Below are 14,844 nucleotides of genomic sequence, written 5' to 3' on the forward strand. Positions count from 1 at the left end.
CCGATTTTCATCATCGACTACCGAGGGGGGATGTCATGGACGAAGGTAAAGATCATACCGACGGCGCGGACCAAGCCGGCGGTGGGGACAACGCCAAGGATGCGCCCAAGCCCCCGCCGTGGCAGGTGCCCAAGCCGGAACTGCGCCCCGAACTCCTGAACGAACCTGTCACACCGGTGGATCCGTTCGCTCGTGACCGCGAGCGCCAGGTGCAGGAGATGGCCGCCCGCAAGAAGCGGTCCCAGCGCCGCACCGTCGTCGTGGGTCTTGGTGTGACCGCACTCCTCGCCGGAACCATCACCGCCATCGTGGCCAGCAACGAGGATGAGCCCGAGTACGCGCAGGTCTGCTTTAACGATGAGACCGGCGAGCGCGTGGAAGATGCCCAGTGCAACAGCTCGGCGGGCCGCAGCGGGGCACTCTATGCCTGGTACTTCTACTCCCGCGGCGCCAGCGTGCCCGCGGTGGGCCAGAACCGGTCAACGGCGCCCAACTTCACCAGGACGGTGCCAAGCGGAGCCAAAGCCTCCACCGGGTACAGCAGCAAGGGCGGAACGGTCAGCAGGGGCGGCTTTGGCAGCAGCTCCAAGGGCGGAAGCACGGGGGGCTAGGCGTGAAGCGGTTGATATCGGAGCCCAGGCCTGACTGGAAGCAGAAGATCGAAGAGCAGGGCCTGGTTTTCTCCACCACCACCATGCCGGACGGCCGGAAGATCGAGTACTGGAACGAATCCGCCTATTACGAATTCACCGTCGACGAAGTGGAGTCCCTGGAGATCCAGGCCGAGGACATGCACCGGATGTGCCTGGAGGCCGCGAAGTTCCTGGCCACCGGCGCCATGGGGAACATCGGCATAGGCCCTCAGGCCCTGGAGCTCGCCGCCGAATCGCTGCAGGCCGGGGATATGGACATCTATGGGCGCTTCGACTTCATCTACGACGGTCAGGGCGGCCCGGCCAAGATGCTGGAGTACAACGCTGACACCCCCACGGGGCTGATCGAGGCCGCCGTCACCCAGTGGTTCTGGCTGCAGGACGTATTCCCGGAGAAGGATCAGTGGAACGGGATCCATGAGGCCCTGATCCGGCAGTGGAAGAAAATGCAGTACCGCACCGGGATGAGCACCCTGCACGTTGCCCATTCCGAAGCCGAGGAGTCGGGCGAAGATTGGATGACGGCCGCCTACATGCGCGACGTGGCCAGCCAGGCGGGCTGGACCACCATCGGCATCAACATGTCCGATATCGGCTGGGATCCGAACCTTAACCGCTTTGTGGACCTGGACAACTACATGATCAGCACCATGTTCAAGCTGTACCCGTGGGAACTGATGATGAAGGAGCCGTTCGGGCACCGCCTCCTGGAGCGGGCACACAATCCCCGCTGGGTGGAGCCCGCCTGGAAGATGCTGCTCTCCAACAAGGCCCTGCTCGCCGCGCTGTGGCACCTCTATCCGGACCACCCCAACCTCCTGCCGGCCTATCTCAACGAACCCGGGCCGCTGAAGGAGTGGGTGGCGAAGCCGTTGCACGGCCGCGAGGGTGACAACATCAAAATCCACGCGGCCGGGATCAACCTGGAGCAGCCGGGCGGCTACGGGCGCGAAGGCTGGTGCTACCAGCAGTTTCATGCCCTGCCGGACTTCGACGGCAACCACCCCGTCCTGGGCCTCTGGGTGGTGGACGGCGAGTCCGTTGGCTGCGGAATCCGCGAATCGGACGGCCCCATCACCGACTACTTCTGCCGTTTTGTGCCAAACACCATCGACGCCCCGGCGCCGCTCTCGGCGGCGGCCCACTCCACTAAGACAGGTATCGCCCTATGAGCCCCCTGACACGTCCCGGCCCGGTGGCACCATGAGCGCGGAAACCACAACGGCGGGCGGCGGCTCCGGCGGCGGAACCGGCGGTGCCGTCCCGGCGAAAGGGCTCCGGGCAGGAATCCTGGACCTCGGCGATTCAGTCATGCTGGGCCTGGCATCCACGGCACCGGTGTATTCGCTCGCGGCCACCCTGGGCCTGATCGTGGCCGTGAACGGCAACTACACCCCCCTGATCCTGATCCTCGGCTTCGTCCCGGTCCTCTTCATCGCGTATGCGTTCCGCGAGTTGAACAGCGCCATGCCGGACTGCGGCACCACGTTCACCTGGTCCCGACGGGCGTTCGGGCCCTGGGCCGGCTGGCTGGGCGGCTGGGGCGTTGCCCTGGCCGGCATCGTGGTCCTGGCCAACCTGGCGCAGGTGGCCGGGCAGTACCTGTGGCTGCTGATCGGCGACGGTTCGCTGGCCCAGAACAAGCTGGTGGTCACGGTCACCGGGGTGCTGTTTATTGCCTTTATGACCCTGGTCAACTACCGGGGCATCAGGCTGGGTGAGCACGTCCAGCGCGTCCTGACCTACGTGCAGTATGTGTCGTTGGGGATCTTTGCGCTGGCGATCATTGTCAGGATCGCGGGCGGGGCATCCGGCGGCGCCATAACCGGTCAGGCCTTTGATTTTGAGTGGTTCAACCCGGCAGGCGCCTTCGCCGATCCCGGCGCGGTGGTGCACGGCGCCCTGCTCGCCCTGTTCATCTACTGGGGCTGGGACACCTGCCTGGCCGTCAATGAGGAAACCGAGAACCCGGCCACCACCCCGGGCCGCGGCGCCGTCATCTCCGCCTTTGTCCTGGTGGCCATCTACGTCTCGGTAGCTCTGCTGGTGATGATGTACGCCACCGTGGGAACCGAAGGCATCGGCCTGGGCAACGAGGCGAACCACAGCGATGTGTTCCTGGCCATGAAGGACGTTGTCCTCGGTCCGTGGGGATGGCTGATCATCGTGGCGGTCCTGGCGTCGGTCCTGTCCTCCACGCAGACCACCATCCTGCCCACGGCCCGCGGCACGCTCTCCATGGGGGTGCACGGGGCGCTGCCGCCGAAGTTCGGCGAAGTCCACCCCCGCAACCAGACCCCTGGCTTCTCCACCCAGGTCATGGGCGTTGCCGCCGTGACGTACTACGTGGCCATGAGCATCCTGAGCGAAAACCTGCTGGCCGATTCGATCAGTGCCATCAGCCTGTTCATCGCCTTCTACTACGCCCTGACCGGTTTCGCCTGCGTCTGGTACTTCCGCGACTCTCTCCGCGCTTCGGCCCGCAACTTCTGGTTCCGGGGTGTCCTTCCCCTCATTGGCGCCCTGATCCTCACTGCAGCGTTCTTCATCTCGGCCGTTCAGATGTGGGATCCGGCCTACGGCGACACACAGATTTTCGGTGTCGGCGGGGCGTTCGTCAGCGGCGTGGTGCTGCTTGCTTTGGGAGTGGTCCTCGCCGCTGTCTGCCGGTTCCTGCCCTCCACGCGCGGGTACTTCACGGGTCAGCCCGCCGCCGCGCCACCCAGCGTCCGCTCCCCCAACTAATCCCCGCCCACTCCCCCAAGTAGGTAGCGCTAACGGTCGTTTTGAGGGCCCGAAACGACAGTTAGCGCTACCTAGTTGGGACCCCGGACCGGCGGAGGGTCAGGCTGCGGCCACCGGGACGGGTGCGGGATCCTTGTCAGATTTGTCCCTGCGGATCGTTGCGCTGATGACGGCGGCGATGGTGCACATGGCCGCCGCGCCGAACCAGGCGTAGGTGTATTGCCCGGTTGCGTCCCGGATGGCACCGGCGCCAAGGGCGGCCGCGGCCGCGCCGAGCTGATGGGCCGCGAAGACCCAGCCGAACACCACGCTGCCGTCCGCCCCGAACGTCTTGCGGCAGATGGCTGCGGTGGGCGGCACCGTGGCCACCCAGTCCAGGCCGTAAATCACCACAAACACGATCATGCTCGGCTGGACGGTGGCGCTCAGCAGCAGCGGCAGCACCAGCAGCCCGATCCCGCGGAACTGGTAATAAACGGCCAGCAGGACTTTGGGGTTGTAACGGTCGGTCAGCCAGCCGGAGGCGATGGTCCCCAGGATGTCAAAGATCCCGACGACGGCGAGCAGCCCGGCCGCGGTGGTTTCCGGCATCCCGTGGTCGTGCGCGGAGGGGATGAAGTGGGTGCCGATCAGGCCGTTCGTGGTGGCGCCGCAGATCGCGAAGCCGGCAACCAGCGCCCAGAAGGTGCGCACCCGGCTGGCCCGTTTGAGGACCTGGAGGGCCCGCATGGCGGCGTTGCTGCTGCGTCCGCTTTCCACAACAGGGGCGGCAGCAGGCTCAGCCGTTTCCTCCGCAGGCTCCGTTGCGCCATAAGGCAAAGCGCCGACGTCGGCCGGTGCGTTCTTGAGGAACTTCAGCACCAGCGGTACCACCGCGAGCGCGCCGGCGGCAATCAACAGGGAGGCCTGCCGCCAGCCTGGATCCTGGGCCAGCATGGCGATGAAGGGCAGGAAGACGAGCTGGCCCGCGGCACTGCCGGCGGTGAGGATCCCGATCACCAGGCCCCGGCTTTTGGCGAACCAGGTGTTGGCGATGGTGGCCGCGAAGACCAGAGCCATGGAGCCCGTGCCCAGGCCGATCAGCAGACCCCAGCTCAGGAGGATCTGCCAGGACTGGCTGACCAGCACGGTCAGGGCGCTGCCAGCGCCGATCATCACCAGGGCGGTGGCCGTGACGGCGCGGATCCCGAACCGCTCCATCAGGGCGGCGGCGAACGGAGCAGTCAGGCCGAACAGCACCAGGTTGATGCTCACGGCAGCGGAGAGGACCGTGGTGGACCAGCCGAATTCCTGCTGCAGCGGGACCATCAGCACGCCCGGGGCGGCCCGGAATCCGGCGGCACCCACCAGTGCCAGGAAGGCCACGGCGGCAACGGTCCAAGCGGGGTGCAGGCGGCGCCGCCGGCGCGATCCGGTGGCAGTCATGCGCCGGCCGTGGCGAGTTCCACGGGAGCGTCCGACCGGGTGAGGCTGTGCCAGCTGGTGTTGGCGGCCGTGAGCCGCTCCCCGCAGTGGGTGCAGGTGTCCGCGGAGCCGGTCCGCCGGCCGCAGCCGGAGTGGATCACATACATGTGGGCCTGCCCGGAAGGCGCGGGCAAATGCTTTTCGGACCAGATGGCCACGGCATTGAGGACGGGGAGGGCGTCCTCCCCCTTGGTGGTCAGGACGTACTCCTGACGCGGCCGCCCGCCGTCGTCGTAGGCCTTTTTGGCCAGCAGCCCGGATTCCACCAGCCCGGCCAGACGCTTGGTCAGCACCGAGTCGGCCACCGCCAGCCGGGTCTTCATGGCGTCGAAGCGCCCGTTGCCAAAGAAGACCTCGCGGAGCACCAGCAGGGTCCACGGATCGCCGAGGACATCGAGGCCCCGTGCCAGGCTGCAGGTGCGTTGGGACCAGTCGGATCGGAGTGCCATAAAGGCACCCTAGCTAACTTTCTTCAAGAAAGCCAGCTTCTTTTGGGGAACGCGAGTGAGCACTTCGCGGTAGTATTTCGCTGCGCGACTAGCGCGAAGTGCTCTCCCGCGGGTTACTTCAGGAACGTGAAGGCGTGCTCCAGGTCCGCGATCAGGTCCTCCACGTCTTCGATGCCGCAGGAAAGTCGGATCAGGTTGACCGGAACGGCCAACTCCGTGCCCTTGACCGAGGCGTGGGTCATCTCCGAGGGGTAGTTCATCAGCGATTCGATGCCGCCGAGGGATTCCGCCAGCGTAAACACCGAGGTGTTCTCCGCGACGGTCCGGGCCGCCGCCTCGCCGCCCTTGAACTGGACGGACACCATGCCGCCGAACTTCTTCATCTGCTTTTTCGCCAGCTCATGGCCGGGGTGGGAAGGCAGGCCCGGGTACAGCACAGCCTCCACCTCGGGGCGCTGCAGCAGCCATTCGGCCACCGCCTGGCCGTTGTCGCTGTGCCGGTCCATCCGCACACCGAGCGTCTTCAGGCCCCTGGTGGTGAGGAACGCATCCATCGGCCCGGACACCGCGCCCACCGCAAACTGCACAAAGCCGATTTTCTCGGCCAGCTCAGCATCGTTGACCACAATGGCGCCGCCCACCACATCGGAGTGGCCGCCGATGTACTTGGTGGTGGAATGGACCACGACGTCGGCACCCAGGGCGAGCGGGTTCTGCAGGTAGGGCGACGCGAAGGTGTTGTCCACCACCAGGAGGGCCCCGGCGTCGTGCGCCACCTTGGCGAGCGCTTCGATGTCGGTGATCTTCATCAGCGGGTTGGAGGGGGTTTCCACCCACACGAAGCGGGTCTTGTTGGCGGCCACTGCCGTGCGCACGGCGTCCAGATCGGCCATGTCCACGGGGGTGTTGCCGATCCCCCAGTCGCCCAGGACCCGGCTGATGAGCCGGTAGGTGCCGCCGTAGGCATCATTGCCCAGAACGATGTGGTCCCCGGGCCGGGTTAGCGCCCGGATCAGGGAGTCCTCCGCGGCGAGGCCGGAGCTGAAGGAATAGGCGTGGGTGCCGCCCTCGAGCGCCGCGAGCTGTTCCTGCAGGGCATCCCGGGTGGGGTTGGTGCCGCGGCCGTATTCGTAGCCGTCGCGGAGGCCGCCGATGCCGTCCTGGGCGTAGGTGGAGCTGAAGTGCACGGGGGGCACCACAGCACCGGTGCGGGGTTCGAAGGCCTGGCCGGCGTGGACGGCGCGGGTGTTGAAGCCCTGGTTTTCAGAAGCAGACATGGGTAATCCTTTCGTGGCGGGGTGGCGGCAGGTTGCCCCGCCTGGCCTGTTAGTTGCTGAGGTAGGCGAGGAGGTCGTGGCGGGTGAGGATACCCACGGGCGCGCCAACGAAGGTGACCATCAGGGTGTCCGCGTCGGAAAGCATCGCGCGGGCTGCGGAGATGCTTTCCAGTGAACCGATGACCGGGAGCCGCTCCCCCATGTGCTCGGAGACCTTGTCCGTGAGCTTCGCCTCGCCGCGGAACAGCTTGGATGTCAGGGTGCGCTCGTCCACGGCGCCGAGGACCTCGCCCATCACCACGGGCGGTTCCTGCGAGAGGACCGGGATATGGCTGACGCCGAACTCGTTCATGATGTTGATGACATCGCGGACCGTCTCGTTCGGGTGGATGTGGACCAGGTCCGGCAATTCGCCGTTCTTGGTCTTGATGACCTCGCCCACGGACGCTTCCTCGCCGGCGGAGAGGAAGCCGTAGGAGCGCATCCACTGGTCGTTGAAAATCTTGGCCAGGTAGCCGCGGCCGGAGTCGGGGAGGATGACCACCATCACGGCGCTTTCGGGGAGCTCACGCGCAGCCTGCAGTGCTGCCACTACGGCCATGCCCGAGGAGCCGCCCACCAGCAGGCCTTCCTCACGGGCCAGCCGGCGGGTCATCTCGAACGAGTCGGCGTCGCTGACAGCAATCACCTGGTCCGGCACGGACTTGTCGTAGTTGTCCGGCCACATATCCTCGCCCACGCCTTCGACGAAGTACGGGCGTCCGGTTCCGCCGGAGTAGACCGAACCCGCGGGGTCCGCCCCGATGATCCTGACCACGCCGCCGTCGGCCTCGGCACGGTCCGCGGAAGCCTCTTTGAGGAACCTGCCGGTGCCGGTGATGGTGCCGCCGGTGCCGGCGCCGATCACGCAGTGGGTGATGCGGCCGTCCGTGTCGCGCCAGATTTCCGGGCCGGTGGTCTCGTAGTGGCTGCGCGGCGCGGCCGGATTGGAGAACTGGTCCGGCTTGTAGGCGCCGGGGATTTCGCGCACGAGCCGGTCCGAGACGCCGTAGTAGCTTTGCGGGCTGTCCGGGGGAACGGAGGTGGGCGTGACCACCACCTCGGCGCCGTAGGCCTGAAGCACGGCGCGCTTGTCCTCGCCCACTTTGTCCGGCACCACAAAGATGCATTTGTAGCCCTTTTGCTGGGCCACGAGCGCCAGCCCCACGCCGGTGTTGCCCGACGTGGGCTCCACGATGGTCCCGCCGGGCAGCAGTTTGCCGGTCCGTTCGGCCTCCTCGATCATCTTCACCGCGATGCGGTCCTTGATGGAGCCGCCGGGATTGATGTATTCCAGCTTGACCAGGACGGTGGCTTTGATGCCTTCCGTCACGTGGTTGAGCTTGATGAGCGGCGTGTTTCCGATGAGGTCCAGGACGGACTGCGCGTACTTCATAGGTACAAAGCTACCGCCTGCCGTGGCGGGCTCTGCCCCGCCGTCAGATTGCGGCCGAGGAATCCGTCTGCCAGAGGCCCATGATGTTGCCCTCTGTGTCCTTGAAGTAGGCGAACCAGCCCATGCCCGGAACAGCGGCTTTGGGCTGGGCCACCTGGCCGCCGGCCGTTTCAATCTGCTTCAGTGCCGCGTCAACATCATCCACATCAATGGTGATGATGGGCGATGTGAGGCTGTCCGTGCGCGGGAACAGGGCCCCGTTGATGGCCCCTGGCGCGCTGGGCACGCCTGTCTGGTCGTCCGAGGGCGTGGTGATGGCGCTCGTGTAGTCCATCCCCTGCATCGGGACGAGGGTCCAGCCGAACGCGCTTTGGTAGAAGGTGTTGGCCCGTTCTTTGTCGGCGGTGGGAATCTCGAAATGCACAACTCCGGCCATTGCATGCTCCTTTGAATGCGAATGGGAAGGCGCGGACGCCCCGCGCCACTTGGAGTCTAGTCCCGGTCCCCGGGGTCCGTAAGGGGCACCCGGGGCTCTGTTGTCAGGCCGCCGTGGGACGATGAAGACATGACCATTGCTGACGCTCCCGCCCGGCTGGCCGCCGCGGCGGACGCGTCCCTCCGGTGGCATCCGGATGGCCCCTACAGCCTGCGCCAGACCCTGGGCACGCTCCTGCGGGGCACCGGGGATCCCTCGTTTTCATTCCGGACGGACGGACTGTGGAGCGCCTTTACGACGCCGGATGGCCCGGTGACGCTGCGCCTCACCAATGCCGGCGCTGACGGCGGCGCGGGGGGCGGCGGCGCCGTTGACGCCCAGGCCTGGGGCCCCGGTGCAGCCGCCGGGCTCGCCGGCGTGCCGCGGCTGCTGGGCGCGGGCGACGATTGGACGGCATTCGACGAACCGGCCTTCCACGCCACCCTTCCCCGCATGGTCCGTGAGGCCCGACGCCGGAACCCGGCGGTCCGCCTGCCCTCCACCGGGCGCATGGTCGACTGCCTCGTGCCCACCATCCTGGAGCAGAAGGTCACCGTCATCGAAGCCCGCCGCGGCTACCGGTACCTGATGTACCGCTTCGGCGCCGCCGCACCTGCGGCCGGCGCGGCGGCACCCGAAGGTCTCCGCGTTCAGCCCACCCCGGAGCAGTGGCTGCGCATCCCCTCCTGGGAGTGGCACCAGGCCGGAGTCGGCCCGCAGCGCTCGGCGACGGTCATGCGGGCGCTGCAGTCCGCCGTCGCGCTTGAACGCCTGTCTGCCCTCCCGGCTTTGGAGGCGGCCGAAAAGCTGCGGGTCATCCCCGGCATCGGTGTGTGGACCGCGGCCGAAGTGGTGCAGCGGACCCACGGCTGCCCGGACTCGATTGCGGTGGGCGACTATCACCTTGCCGCCTACGTGGGCGCCGCCCTGACCGGCCGGCGGACGGACGACGCCGGGATGCTGGCCCTGTTGGAGCCGTGGGCCGGGCACCGGCAGCGCGTGGTGCGGATGCTGTATCTGAGCGGCTTCCGTAAACCCACCTATGGTCCGCGGATGACCATCCAGGACCACCGCCGGCACTGACCCGCCAAACTGCAAGTCCCGGAGGTGTACTAGAGGCCCAGGCGGGCCACGGCTTCCTCTCGCATCTCCACCTTGCGGATCTTCCCGGAGACGGTCATCGGGAAGCTTTCGCGGACGTCCACATAGCGGGGGATCTTGTAGTGTGCCAGCTTGCCGCGGCAGAACTCGGTCACGGCAGCCTCGTCCAACCGCTCCGCCCCGGGTTTGAGGATGATGCAGGCCATGAGTTCCTCGCCGTAGGTCTCATCCGGGACGCCGATCACCTGCACGTCCTGGATGGCCGGGTGGGTGTAGAGGAACTCCTCGATCTCGCGCGGATAGATGTTTTCGCCGCCGCGGATCACCATGTCCTTGATCCGGCCCTCGATCACCACGTAACCGTCCTCATCCATCCGGGCGAGGTCGCCGGTGTGCATCCAGCCGTCCGCGTCGATGGCTTCGGCTGTTTTCTCGGGCTGGTCCCAGTACCCCTCCATCACGGCGTACCCGCGGGTGCAGAGCTCGCCGATTTCCCCGCGTTCCATGACCTCCCCCGATCCGGGATCCACGATCTGGCTTTCCAGCCGCGGCATGGTGCGGCCAACGGTTTCGGTCCGCTGCTGCATGGTGTCCCCGCCGCGGGTCATGGTGGAGACCGGCGAGGTTTCGGTCATTCCGTAGCAAATGGCCACGTCCTTCATGTTCATCTCGGTGATGACCCGGTTCATCACCTCGATGGGGCACAGCGACCCCGCCATCACGCCGGTCCGCAGCGTGGAGAGGTCATACGACGTGAAGTCCGGCAGGGCCAGCTCGGCGATGAACATGGTGGGCACCCCGTAGAGGGACGTGCCGCCGAAGTCCTGGACGGCTTCCAGCGCGGCGGCCGGGGTGAACCCGCGCCCCGGAATGATGGTGGCGGCGCCGTGGCTGAGAGCGGCCAGGTTCCCGATGACCATCCCGAAGCAGTGGTAGAACGGCACCGGGATCACCACCCGGTCATGCTCCGTGTAGCCCAGCAGTTCGCCGATGGAGTAGCCGTTGTTCAGGATGTTGTGGTGGGTCAGCGTGGCACCCTTGGGAAACCCGGTGGTACCCGAGGTGTATTGCAGGTTAATGGGATCGTGCGCATCCAGTTCAGCCATCCGCGCCTTCAGGCCGGAATGTCCGACGCCGTCAGCCCGCTTGAGCAGCTCGGCGTACGTCAGCTCCGCCTCACGCTGGGGGACGCCGGCGTCGAGCCCGTCCGCACCGGAATCCGGCAGGAACACCAGCTCCTGCAGGTCCTGGCAGGAGGCCCAGGCGTGGCGTGCCATGCCCACATAATCGCTGTTGCGGTCCGACGGTGCCGTGACCAGCATCCGCATGCCGTTCTGCTTCACCACAAACTCGAGTTCGTGGCTGCGGTAGGCCGGGTTGACGTTGACCAGGATGGCGCCGGCCTTGGCGGTGGCGTACTGCAGCAGGGTCCATTCGGCGCAGTTCGGGCTCCAGATGCCCACGCGGTCACCCTTGGCGACGCCCGAGGCGAGGAGCGCACGGGCCAGGCGATCGACGTCGTCGTTCATCTTCGTGTAGCTCCAGCGGCGGGCATCGCCGCCCGGGACCGCCGCGGCCTCGATCAGCGCGTCGTGAAAAGGGAAACGGGCCACCACCTGCTCGAAGTTCTGTCCGATGGTTTCCTCAAGGAGCGGAACGTCAGTGTCCCCGGCTGTGTAAGCGCGCATGCTGGCACGCTACCAACATCAGGACCTGAGGAGAAGCATCCGCGCGCCGGCCGGTATTGTGAAATCCATGAGTGCACCCATCGACCTGCAGGCAACGTTCATCCCTAACGACGGCGAGTTCTTCCGCGTGAAGCTCGCCCTTGAAATCGCCATCGACGAGGTGGTGAACGAGCCCGGCTGTATCCGGTACGAGCTGACCGAAGCCACCGAGGAGAAGCTGGTGCTGACGGAGCAGTGGGCGTCGGAGGAGGACCTCACGAAGCATTCCAAGGGCATCGCCGTCCAGGACCTTAACGAATCCCTGAGCGCACTGCTCGCCGAGCCCGTCAAGATCGAACGGCTGTAACTCGCCGCAAACCACAACGCGGGGTCACATTTAGCCCGAAAAACCGAGGATCTCGGGCTAAATGTGACCCCGCGTTGCTGTTAAAGTCACGTTGCTGTTAAGTGGGGCTTAGAAGTCAGGGATCTGCGTGCCGTCCTGCGGACCGGAGCTCTTGGGACCGGCTGGGTCGGCGGCGGCCTGCGCGGCTTCCGCCTGCGAGCGCGCCACGTGGGCGTGGACCTCGTCCATGTCCAGGGCCTTAACGGCGTCCACAACCTGCTCCAGCTGCTGGGCGTTCAACGCACCGGGCTGGGAGAAGACCAGGACCTTTTCGCGGAAGGCCATCAGGGTGGGGATGGACGTAATGCCGGCCTCGGCGGCAAGCTGCTGCTCGGCCTCGGTGTCCACTTTGGTGAAGAGGACGTCGGAGTGCTTCTCCGACACAGCACTGTACGTGGGCCCGAACTGCTTGCAGGGACCGCACCATTCAGCCCAGAAATCCACCAGGACAATATCGTTGCCTTCGATGGTCGATGCGAACTGTTCACCTGTGATATCTACGGTTGCCATGATTCCAACGGTACGCGAGGCACGGGCGGATGTCCCGGCCGCAGGCGCCCTGTTCGCTGCCCGCGTCATCGGAATATCTCGGCGGCGCGGTCGTATACACATAACGGCCCGGGGCATAACGTTGGGGCATCAGGCGCTGACTGCCGAACATAGGAGGGGTTATGGCCCACGCAATCTCTACCCGTTCCCTCACGAAGAAATTCGGCCGGCGGGAAGTGCTGCACGGCGTGGACTTCAGCGTGGAGGCGGGCTCCGTGTTCGGGGTCATCGGCCCGAACGGGGCGGGCAAGACCACCACCATGCGCTGCCTGCTGGACATCATCCGCCCCACCTCCGGGGAAGTCCGGGTGCTGGGCAAGGATCCGCGGCAGGGCGGACCGGAGCTCCGGCGCCGGATCGGCTACCTGCCCGGCGAGCTGTTCCTCGAAGGCCGCGTGACAGGCCGCAAACTGCTCTCCCACTACGAGGCCATCAGCGGTCCGGTGGCGCCGGGCAGGATCGACGCGCTGGCCGAGCGGCTGGGCCTGGACCTCGACCGGCATACCCGCAAGCTGTCCAAGGGCAACAAGCAGAAGCTCGGGCTGGTCCAGGCGTTTATGCACAGCCCTGAACTGCTGGTCCTCGACGAACCCACCAGCGGCCTGGATCCGCTGGTCCAGCAGGAGTTCCATGCCATGGTCCGCGAGGCCCGGCAGCAGGGGCAGACCATTTTCCTCAGCTCGCATGTGCTCAGCGAGGTCCAGCAGACCGCGGATACCGTCGCCATCCTGCGGGACGGCAAGATCATCGCCGTCGAGTCTGTCAGCGGGCTGCGGGAGGGTGCCGTCCGGCACCTTCGGTTCTCGGCCACCGGGATCACCGCGCACGACGCCGGTGCGCTGCTGGGTGCGGTGCCCGGCGTCGGGCACGTGGAGGTACTGGAGTCCAACGGGACGGTCACGCTCTCCGCCACGCTGGCGGGCGCCATCCAGCCTCTGGTGAAGGCCCTAAGCACGCTGAAGTTGAAGGACCTGGTCCTGGAGGAGCCTGACCTGGAGGAATCGGTGCTGCAGATGTATTCCAGCCCCGGAGAGCCCGGCTCCCCTCCTCCGGGCCCCCGGGTTTCCGGCCACCGGGCTTCAACCCATCGGAAGCCAGTTCAACAGGAGTCCGCCAAGTGAGCACAGTAAGCCAAGTGAGCACAGTGAGCACCACCCTGCCGCTCTTCCGCCGCTCGTTCTTCGACAGTTGGCGCTCCACCCTGGCGTGGGCAGCCGGACTGGCTGCGGCGATATTTCTGTACCTGCCCCTGTACCCGTCCATTGGCGGGAGTGCGCAGATGCAGGACATGATCGATGCCCTGCCGCCCGAAATGATGAAGGCCCTCAATTATGATCAGATCGCCAGCGGCCCCGGCTACACCCAGGCAACGGTCTTCGGGCTCATCGGCTTCCTGCTGATGACCATCGCGTCGGTGGGGTGGGGCGCTGCCGCGGTGGGCGGCGACGAGGAATCCGGCCAGCTGGAGCTGACCCTCGCCCACGGGGTGACCCGGGTCCAGGTGGTGCTGGAACGTGCCCTGGCCCTGGCAGTCCGGGTCCTGCTTCTCTCGGCTCTGGTCTTTGTGCTGGTGCGGCTGCTTAACGATTCAGCCCAACTCAACATCCGCCCGGAGGATCTCTTTGGTGCGTCCGTACTGTTTGCCGGTCTGTCACTGCTGACCGGCACCGCCGCGCTGTGCGCCGGCGCGGTGTCCGGCCGGAAGACCTACGGGCTGGCCGCGGGCGCCGCCGTCGGCGTTCTGGGATACGTCTTCAACGCTGTTGGCAGGCAGAGCCCGGACCTCGAGTGGCTGCTCGGCCTGAGCCCCTATCACTGGGCGTACGGGAACGTCCCGGTGGCCAACGGAGCGGACTGGGCTGCGGCCGGATGGCTGTGGGGCCTCTCGGCGGCGCTGGTCGCCCTGGCGGCCGTGGCCGTCAGCAGGCGCGACGTCGGCACCTAACGCTCGCCGCCGCGGCCGTCAGACCGTGGCGTCCCACAGGTGCGGCGCCGGGGTACGGCTGCCCGGGAGGGCATTGGTCTCACGCCATTCGTGGATCCACTCCGGCAGCACCAGGTCCGCCGGCGGAGTGCCGAATTCGCGCAGGATTTCCTCCTGGCTGACGGGTTTTCCCTTGCTGACCAAGCGGGTGGCGATGTAGGCACGCGCGTAAATTTCGCCGTCGGCCACCATGCGCTGCTCGAAATAGATGGCCTTGGCATCAAGGCCGATGATCTTCGTTTCAATGGTGTACTGCTGCCACAGCTGCAGGGATTTCCGGAACGCGATGGTCTCCCCCGCCGCGACGGGGCTCCACCGGCGCTGGCGCATCCGCTTCCACACCCCGCTGCGCACCATGAGGTCGAACCGGCCCAGGTCCATCAGGGAGAAGTACATGCCGTTATTGACGTGCATGGCAATGTCGATGTCGGTCGGGAGGACCCGCAGCGGCAGGGACGAAGTGCCCCAGATGGTCAGCGCCGGGCGGCGGGCGGACGTGAACAGCATCAGGAGGGTGCGCAGAAGCAGGTGCATGCCTAATTGTTACCCGCGAGTAACAAGCTGGCAAATCCGGCGTCGGCATGGTCGCCGCTTGCGGTGCGGGCGTCGGAGCCCGGTAGCGGCCGGACCGGTGCCGGG

At 66.6% G+C, this 14,844-nt stretch carries 15 protein-coding genes; 7 read left to right on the plus strand and 8 right to left on the minus strand.

All coding sequences use genetic code 11. The annotated features are described in order from the left end of the window. Nucleotides 1–35 precede the first annotated feature (35 nt). Genes SBP01_RS14655 through SBP01_RS14665 form a run of 3 tightly spaced genes read left to right on the plus strand, consistent with a single transcriptional unit; the run spans nucleotide 36 to nucleotide 3,398 of the window. Nucleotides 36–611: a Tat pathway signal protein gene (locus SBP01_RS14655; protein WP_275212171.1), complete on the plus strand. Its 576-nt coding sequence runs from the start codon at nucleotides 36–38 to the stop codon at nucleotides 609–611. Between the two features lie 2 nt (nucleotides 612–613). Then, a complete protein-coding gene (locus tag SBP01_RS14660) occupies nucleotides 614–1,825 on the plus strand; it encodes a glutathionylspermidine synthase family protein (RefSeq protein WP_320536259.1) in 1,212 nt (403 codons plus the stop codon). A 31-nt stretch (nucleotides 1,826–1,856) separates the two neighbouring features. Beyond that, a complete protein-coding gene (locus tag SBP01_RS14665; protein WP_320536260.1) occupies nucleotides 1,857–3,398 on the plus strand; it encodes an APC family permease in 1,542 nt (513 codons plus the stop codon). A gap of 99 nt (nucleotides 3,399–3,497) precedes the next feature. Here SBP01_RS14665 and SBP01_RS14670 read toward each other — a convergent pair whose 3' ends face one another. The 5 genes from SBP01_RS14670 to SBP01_RS14690 all read right to left on the minus strand — a co-directional run bounded on the left by SBP01_RS14670 (nucleotide 3,498) and on the right by SBP01_RS14690 (nucleotide 8,459). After that, nucleotides 3,498–4,823 carry an MFS transporter gene (locus SBP01_RS14670; protein WP_320536261.1) on the minus strand — a complete coding sequence of 442 codons (1,326 nt, stop codon included), beginning with the start codon at nucleotides 4,821–4,823 and terminating at the stop codon, nucleotides 3,498–3,500. Continuing rightward, nucleotides 4,820–5,311: a helix-turn-helix domain-containing protein gene (locus SBP01_RS14675; protein ID WP_320536262.1), complete on the minus strand. Its 492-nt coding sequence runs from the start codon at nucleotides 5,309–5,311 to the stop codon at nucleotides 4,820–4,822. Before SBP01_RS14675 ends, SBP01_RS14670 begins: the two co-directional genes overlap by 4 nt. A 113-nt stretch (nucleotides 5,312–5,424) precedes the next feature. Continuing rightward, entirely contained in the window at nucleotides 5,425–6,588 is a 1,164-nt protein-coding gene (locus SBP01_RS14680; protein WP_320536263.1) for a cystathionine gamma-synthase, read from the minus strand. Nucleotides 6,589–6,637: 49 nt separating this feature from the next. Next, on the minus strand, nucleotides 6,638–8,023 hold the full coding sequence (locus tag SBP01_RS14685; RefSeq protein WP_275212164.1) for a cystathionine beta-synthase: 1,386 nt from the start codon (nucleotides 8,021–8,023) through the stop codon (nucleotides 6,638–6,640). 43 nt (nucleotides 8,024–8,066) lie between these two features. Further along, nucleotides 8,067–8,459, minus strand: coding sequence for a VOC family protein (locus SBP01_RS14690; RefSeq protein ID WP_320536264.1), 393 nt, complete (start codon nucleotides 8,457–8,459; stop codon nucleotides 8,067–8,069). A gap of 129 nt (nucleotides 8,460–8,588) precedes the next feature. Between SBP01_RS14690 and SBP01_RS14695 the strand changes: the two genes are divergently transcribed. Beyond that, entirely contained in the window at nucleotides 8,589–9,581 is a 993-nt protein-coding gene (locus SBP01_RS14695) for a 3-methyladenine DNA glycosylase (RefSeq protein WP_320536265.1), read from the plus strand. A gap of 29 nt (nucleotides 9,582–9,610) precedes the next feature. On the opposite strand, the gene SBP01_RS14700 is transcribed toward SBP01_RS14695, so the two are convergent. Continuing rightward, on the minus strand, nucleotides 9,611–11,287 hold the full coding sequence (locus SBP01_RS14700; protein WP_320536266.1) for an AMP-binding protein: 1,677 nt from the start codon (nucleotides 11,285–11,287) through the stop codon (nucleotides 9,611–9,613). Between the two features lie 67 nt (nucleotides 11,288–11,354). Between SBP01_RS14700 and SBP01_RS14705 the strand changes: the two genes are divergently transcribed. Beyond that, entirely contained in the window at nucleotides 11,355–11,633 is a 279-nt protein-coding gene (locus tag SBP01_RS14705) for a putative quinol monooxygenase (RefSeq protein WP_320536267.1), read from the plus strand. A gap of 108 nt (nucleotides 11,634–11,741) precedes the next feature. On the opposite strand, the gene SBP01_RS14710 is transcribed toward SBP01_RS14705, so the two are convergent. Beyond that, the gene (locus tag SBP01_RS14710) at nucleotides 11,742–12,182 is read right to left on the minus strand and encodes a thioredoxin family protein (RefSeq protein ID WP_275212159.1); all 441 of its coding nucleotides are present in this window, start codon (nucleotides 12,180–12,182) and stop codon (nucleotides 11,742–11,744) included. A gap of 161 nt (nucleotides 12,183–12,343) precedes the next feature. Here SBP01_RS14710 and SBP01_RS14715 point away from each other — a divergent pair, with 161 nt between their 5' ends. Together SBP01_RS14715 and SBP01_RS14720 are read left to right on the plus strand one after the other, a co-directional pair. After that, the gene (locus SBP01_RS14715) at nucleotides 12,344–13,342 is read left to right on the plus strand and encodes an ABC transporter ATP-binding protein (protein ID WP_320536268.1); all 999 of its coding nucleotides are present in this window, start codon (nucleotides 12,344–12,346) and stop codon (nucleotides 13,340–13,342) included. A gap of 23 nt (nucleotides 13,343–13,365) precedes the next feature. Then, on the plus strand, nucleotides 13,366–14,166 hold the full coding sequence (locus SBP01_RS14720; RefSeq protein ID WP_320538360.1) for an ABC transporter permease subunit: 801 nt from the start codon (nucleotides 13,366–13,368) through the stop codon (nucleotides 14,164–14,166). 18 nt (nucleotides 14,167–14,184) lie between these two features. Here SBP01_RS14720 and SBP01_RS14725 read toward each other — a convergent pair whose 3' ends face one another. Next, complete coding sequence (locus SBP01_RS14725) at nucleotides 14,185–14,739, minus strand: acyl-CoA thioesterase (RefSeq protein ID WP_275212157.1); 555 nt, start codon at nucleotides 14,737–14,739, stop codon at nucleotides 14,185–14,187. Nucleotides 14,740–14,844 lie beyond the last annotated feature (105 nt).

Origin of the sequence: Pseudarthrobacter sp. IC2-21, assembly GCF_034048115.1 — a bacterium.
In the GTDB taxonomy this organism is placed as follows: domain Bacteria; phylum Actinomycetota; class Actinomycetes; order Actinomycetales; family Micrococcaceae; genus Arthrobacter; species Arthrobacter naphthalenicus.

What these genes read in the sequence shown, in the direction of transcription:
- SBP01_RS14685 (WP_275212164.1), bottom strand. Translation starts at nt 8,023, where the DNA reads ATGAAGTACGCGCAGTCCGTCCTGGACCTCATCGGAAACACGCCGCTC.
- SBP01_RS14665 (WP_320536260.1), top strand. Translation starts at nt 1,857, where the DNA reads ATGAGCGCGGAAACCACAACGGCGGGCGGCGGCTCCGGCGGCGGAACC.
- SBP01_RS14700 (WP_320536266.1), bottom strand. Translation starts at nt 11,287, where the DNA reads ATGCGCGCTTACACAGCCGGGGACACTGACGTTCCGCTCCTTGAGGAA.
- SBP01_RS14690 (WP_320536264.1), bottom strand. Translation starts at nt 8,459, where the DNA reads ATGGCCGGAGTTGTGCATTTCGAGATTCCCACCGCCGACAAAGAACGG.
- SBP01_RS14710 (WP_275212159.1), bottom strand. Translation starts at nt 12,182, where the DNA reads ATGGCAACCGTAGATATCACAGGTGAACAGTTCGCATCGACCATCGAA.
- SBP01_RS14680 (WP_320536263.1), bottom strand. Translation starts at nt 6,588, where the DNA reads ATGTCTGCTTCTGAAAACCAGGGCTTCAACACCCGCGCCGTCCACGCC.
- SBP01_RS14655 (WP_275212171.1), top strand. Translation starts at nt 36, where the DNA reads ATGGACGAAGGTAAAGATCATACCGACGGCGCGGACCAAGCCGGCGGT.
- SBP01_RS14725 (WP_275212157.1), bottom strand. Translation starts at nt 14,739, where the DNA reads ATGCACCTGCTTCTGCGCACCCTCCTGATGCTGTTCACGTCCGCCCGC.
- SBP01_RS14715 (WP_320536268.1), top strand. Translation starts at nt 12,344, where the DNA reads ATGGCCCACGCAATCTCTACCCGTTCCCTCACGAAGAAATTCGGCCGG.
- SBP01_RS14705 (WP_320536267.1), top strand. Translation starts at nt 11,355, where the DNA reads ATGAGTGCACCCATCGACCTGCAGGCAACGTTCATCCCTAACGACGGC.
- SBP01_RS14675 (WP_320536262.1), bottom strand. Translation starts at nt 5,311, where the DNA reads ATGGCACTCCGATCCGACTGGTCCCAACGCACCTGCAGCCTGGCACGG.
- SBP01_RS14695 (WP_320536265.1), top strand. Translation starts at nt 8,589, where the DNA reads ATGACCATTGCTGACGCTCCCGCCCGGCTGGCCGCCGCGGCGGACGCG.
- SBP01_RS14670 (WP_320536261.1), bottom strand. Translation starts at nt 4,823, where the DNA reads ATGACTGCCACCGGATCGCGCCGGCGGCGCCGCCTGCACCCCGCTTGG.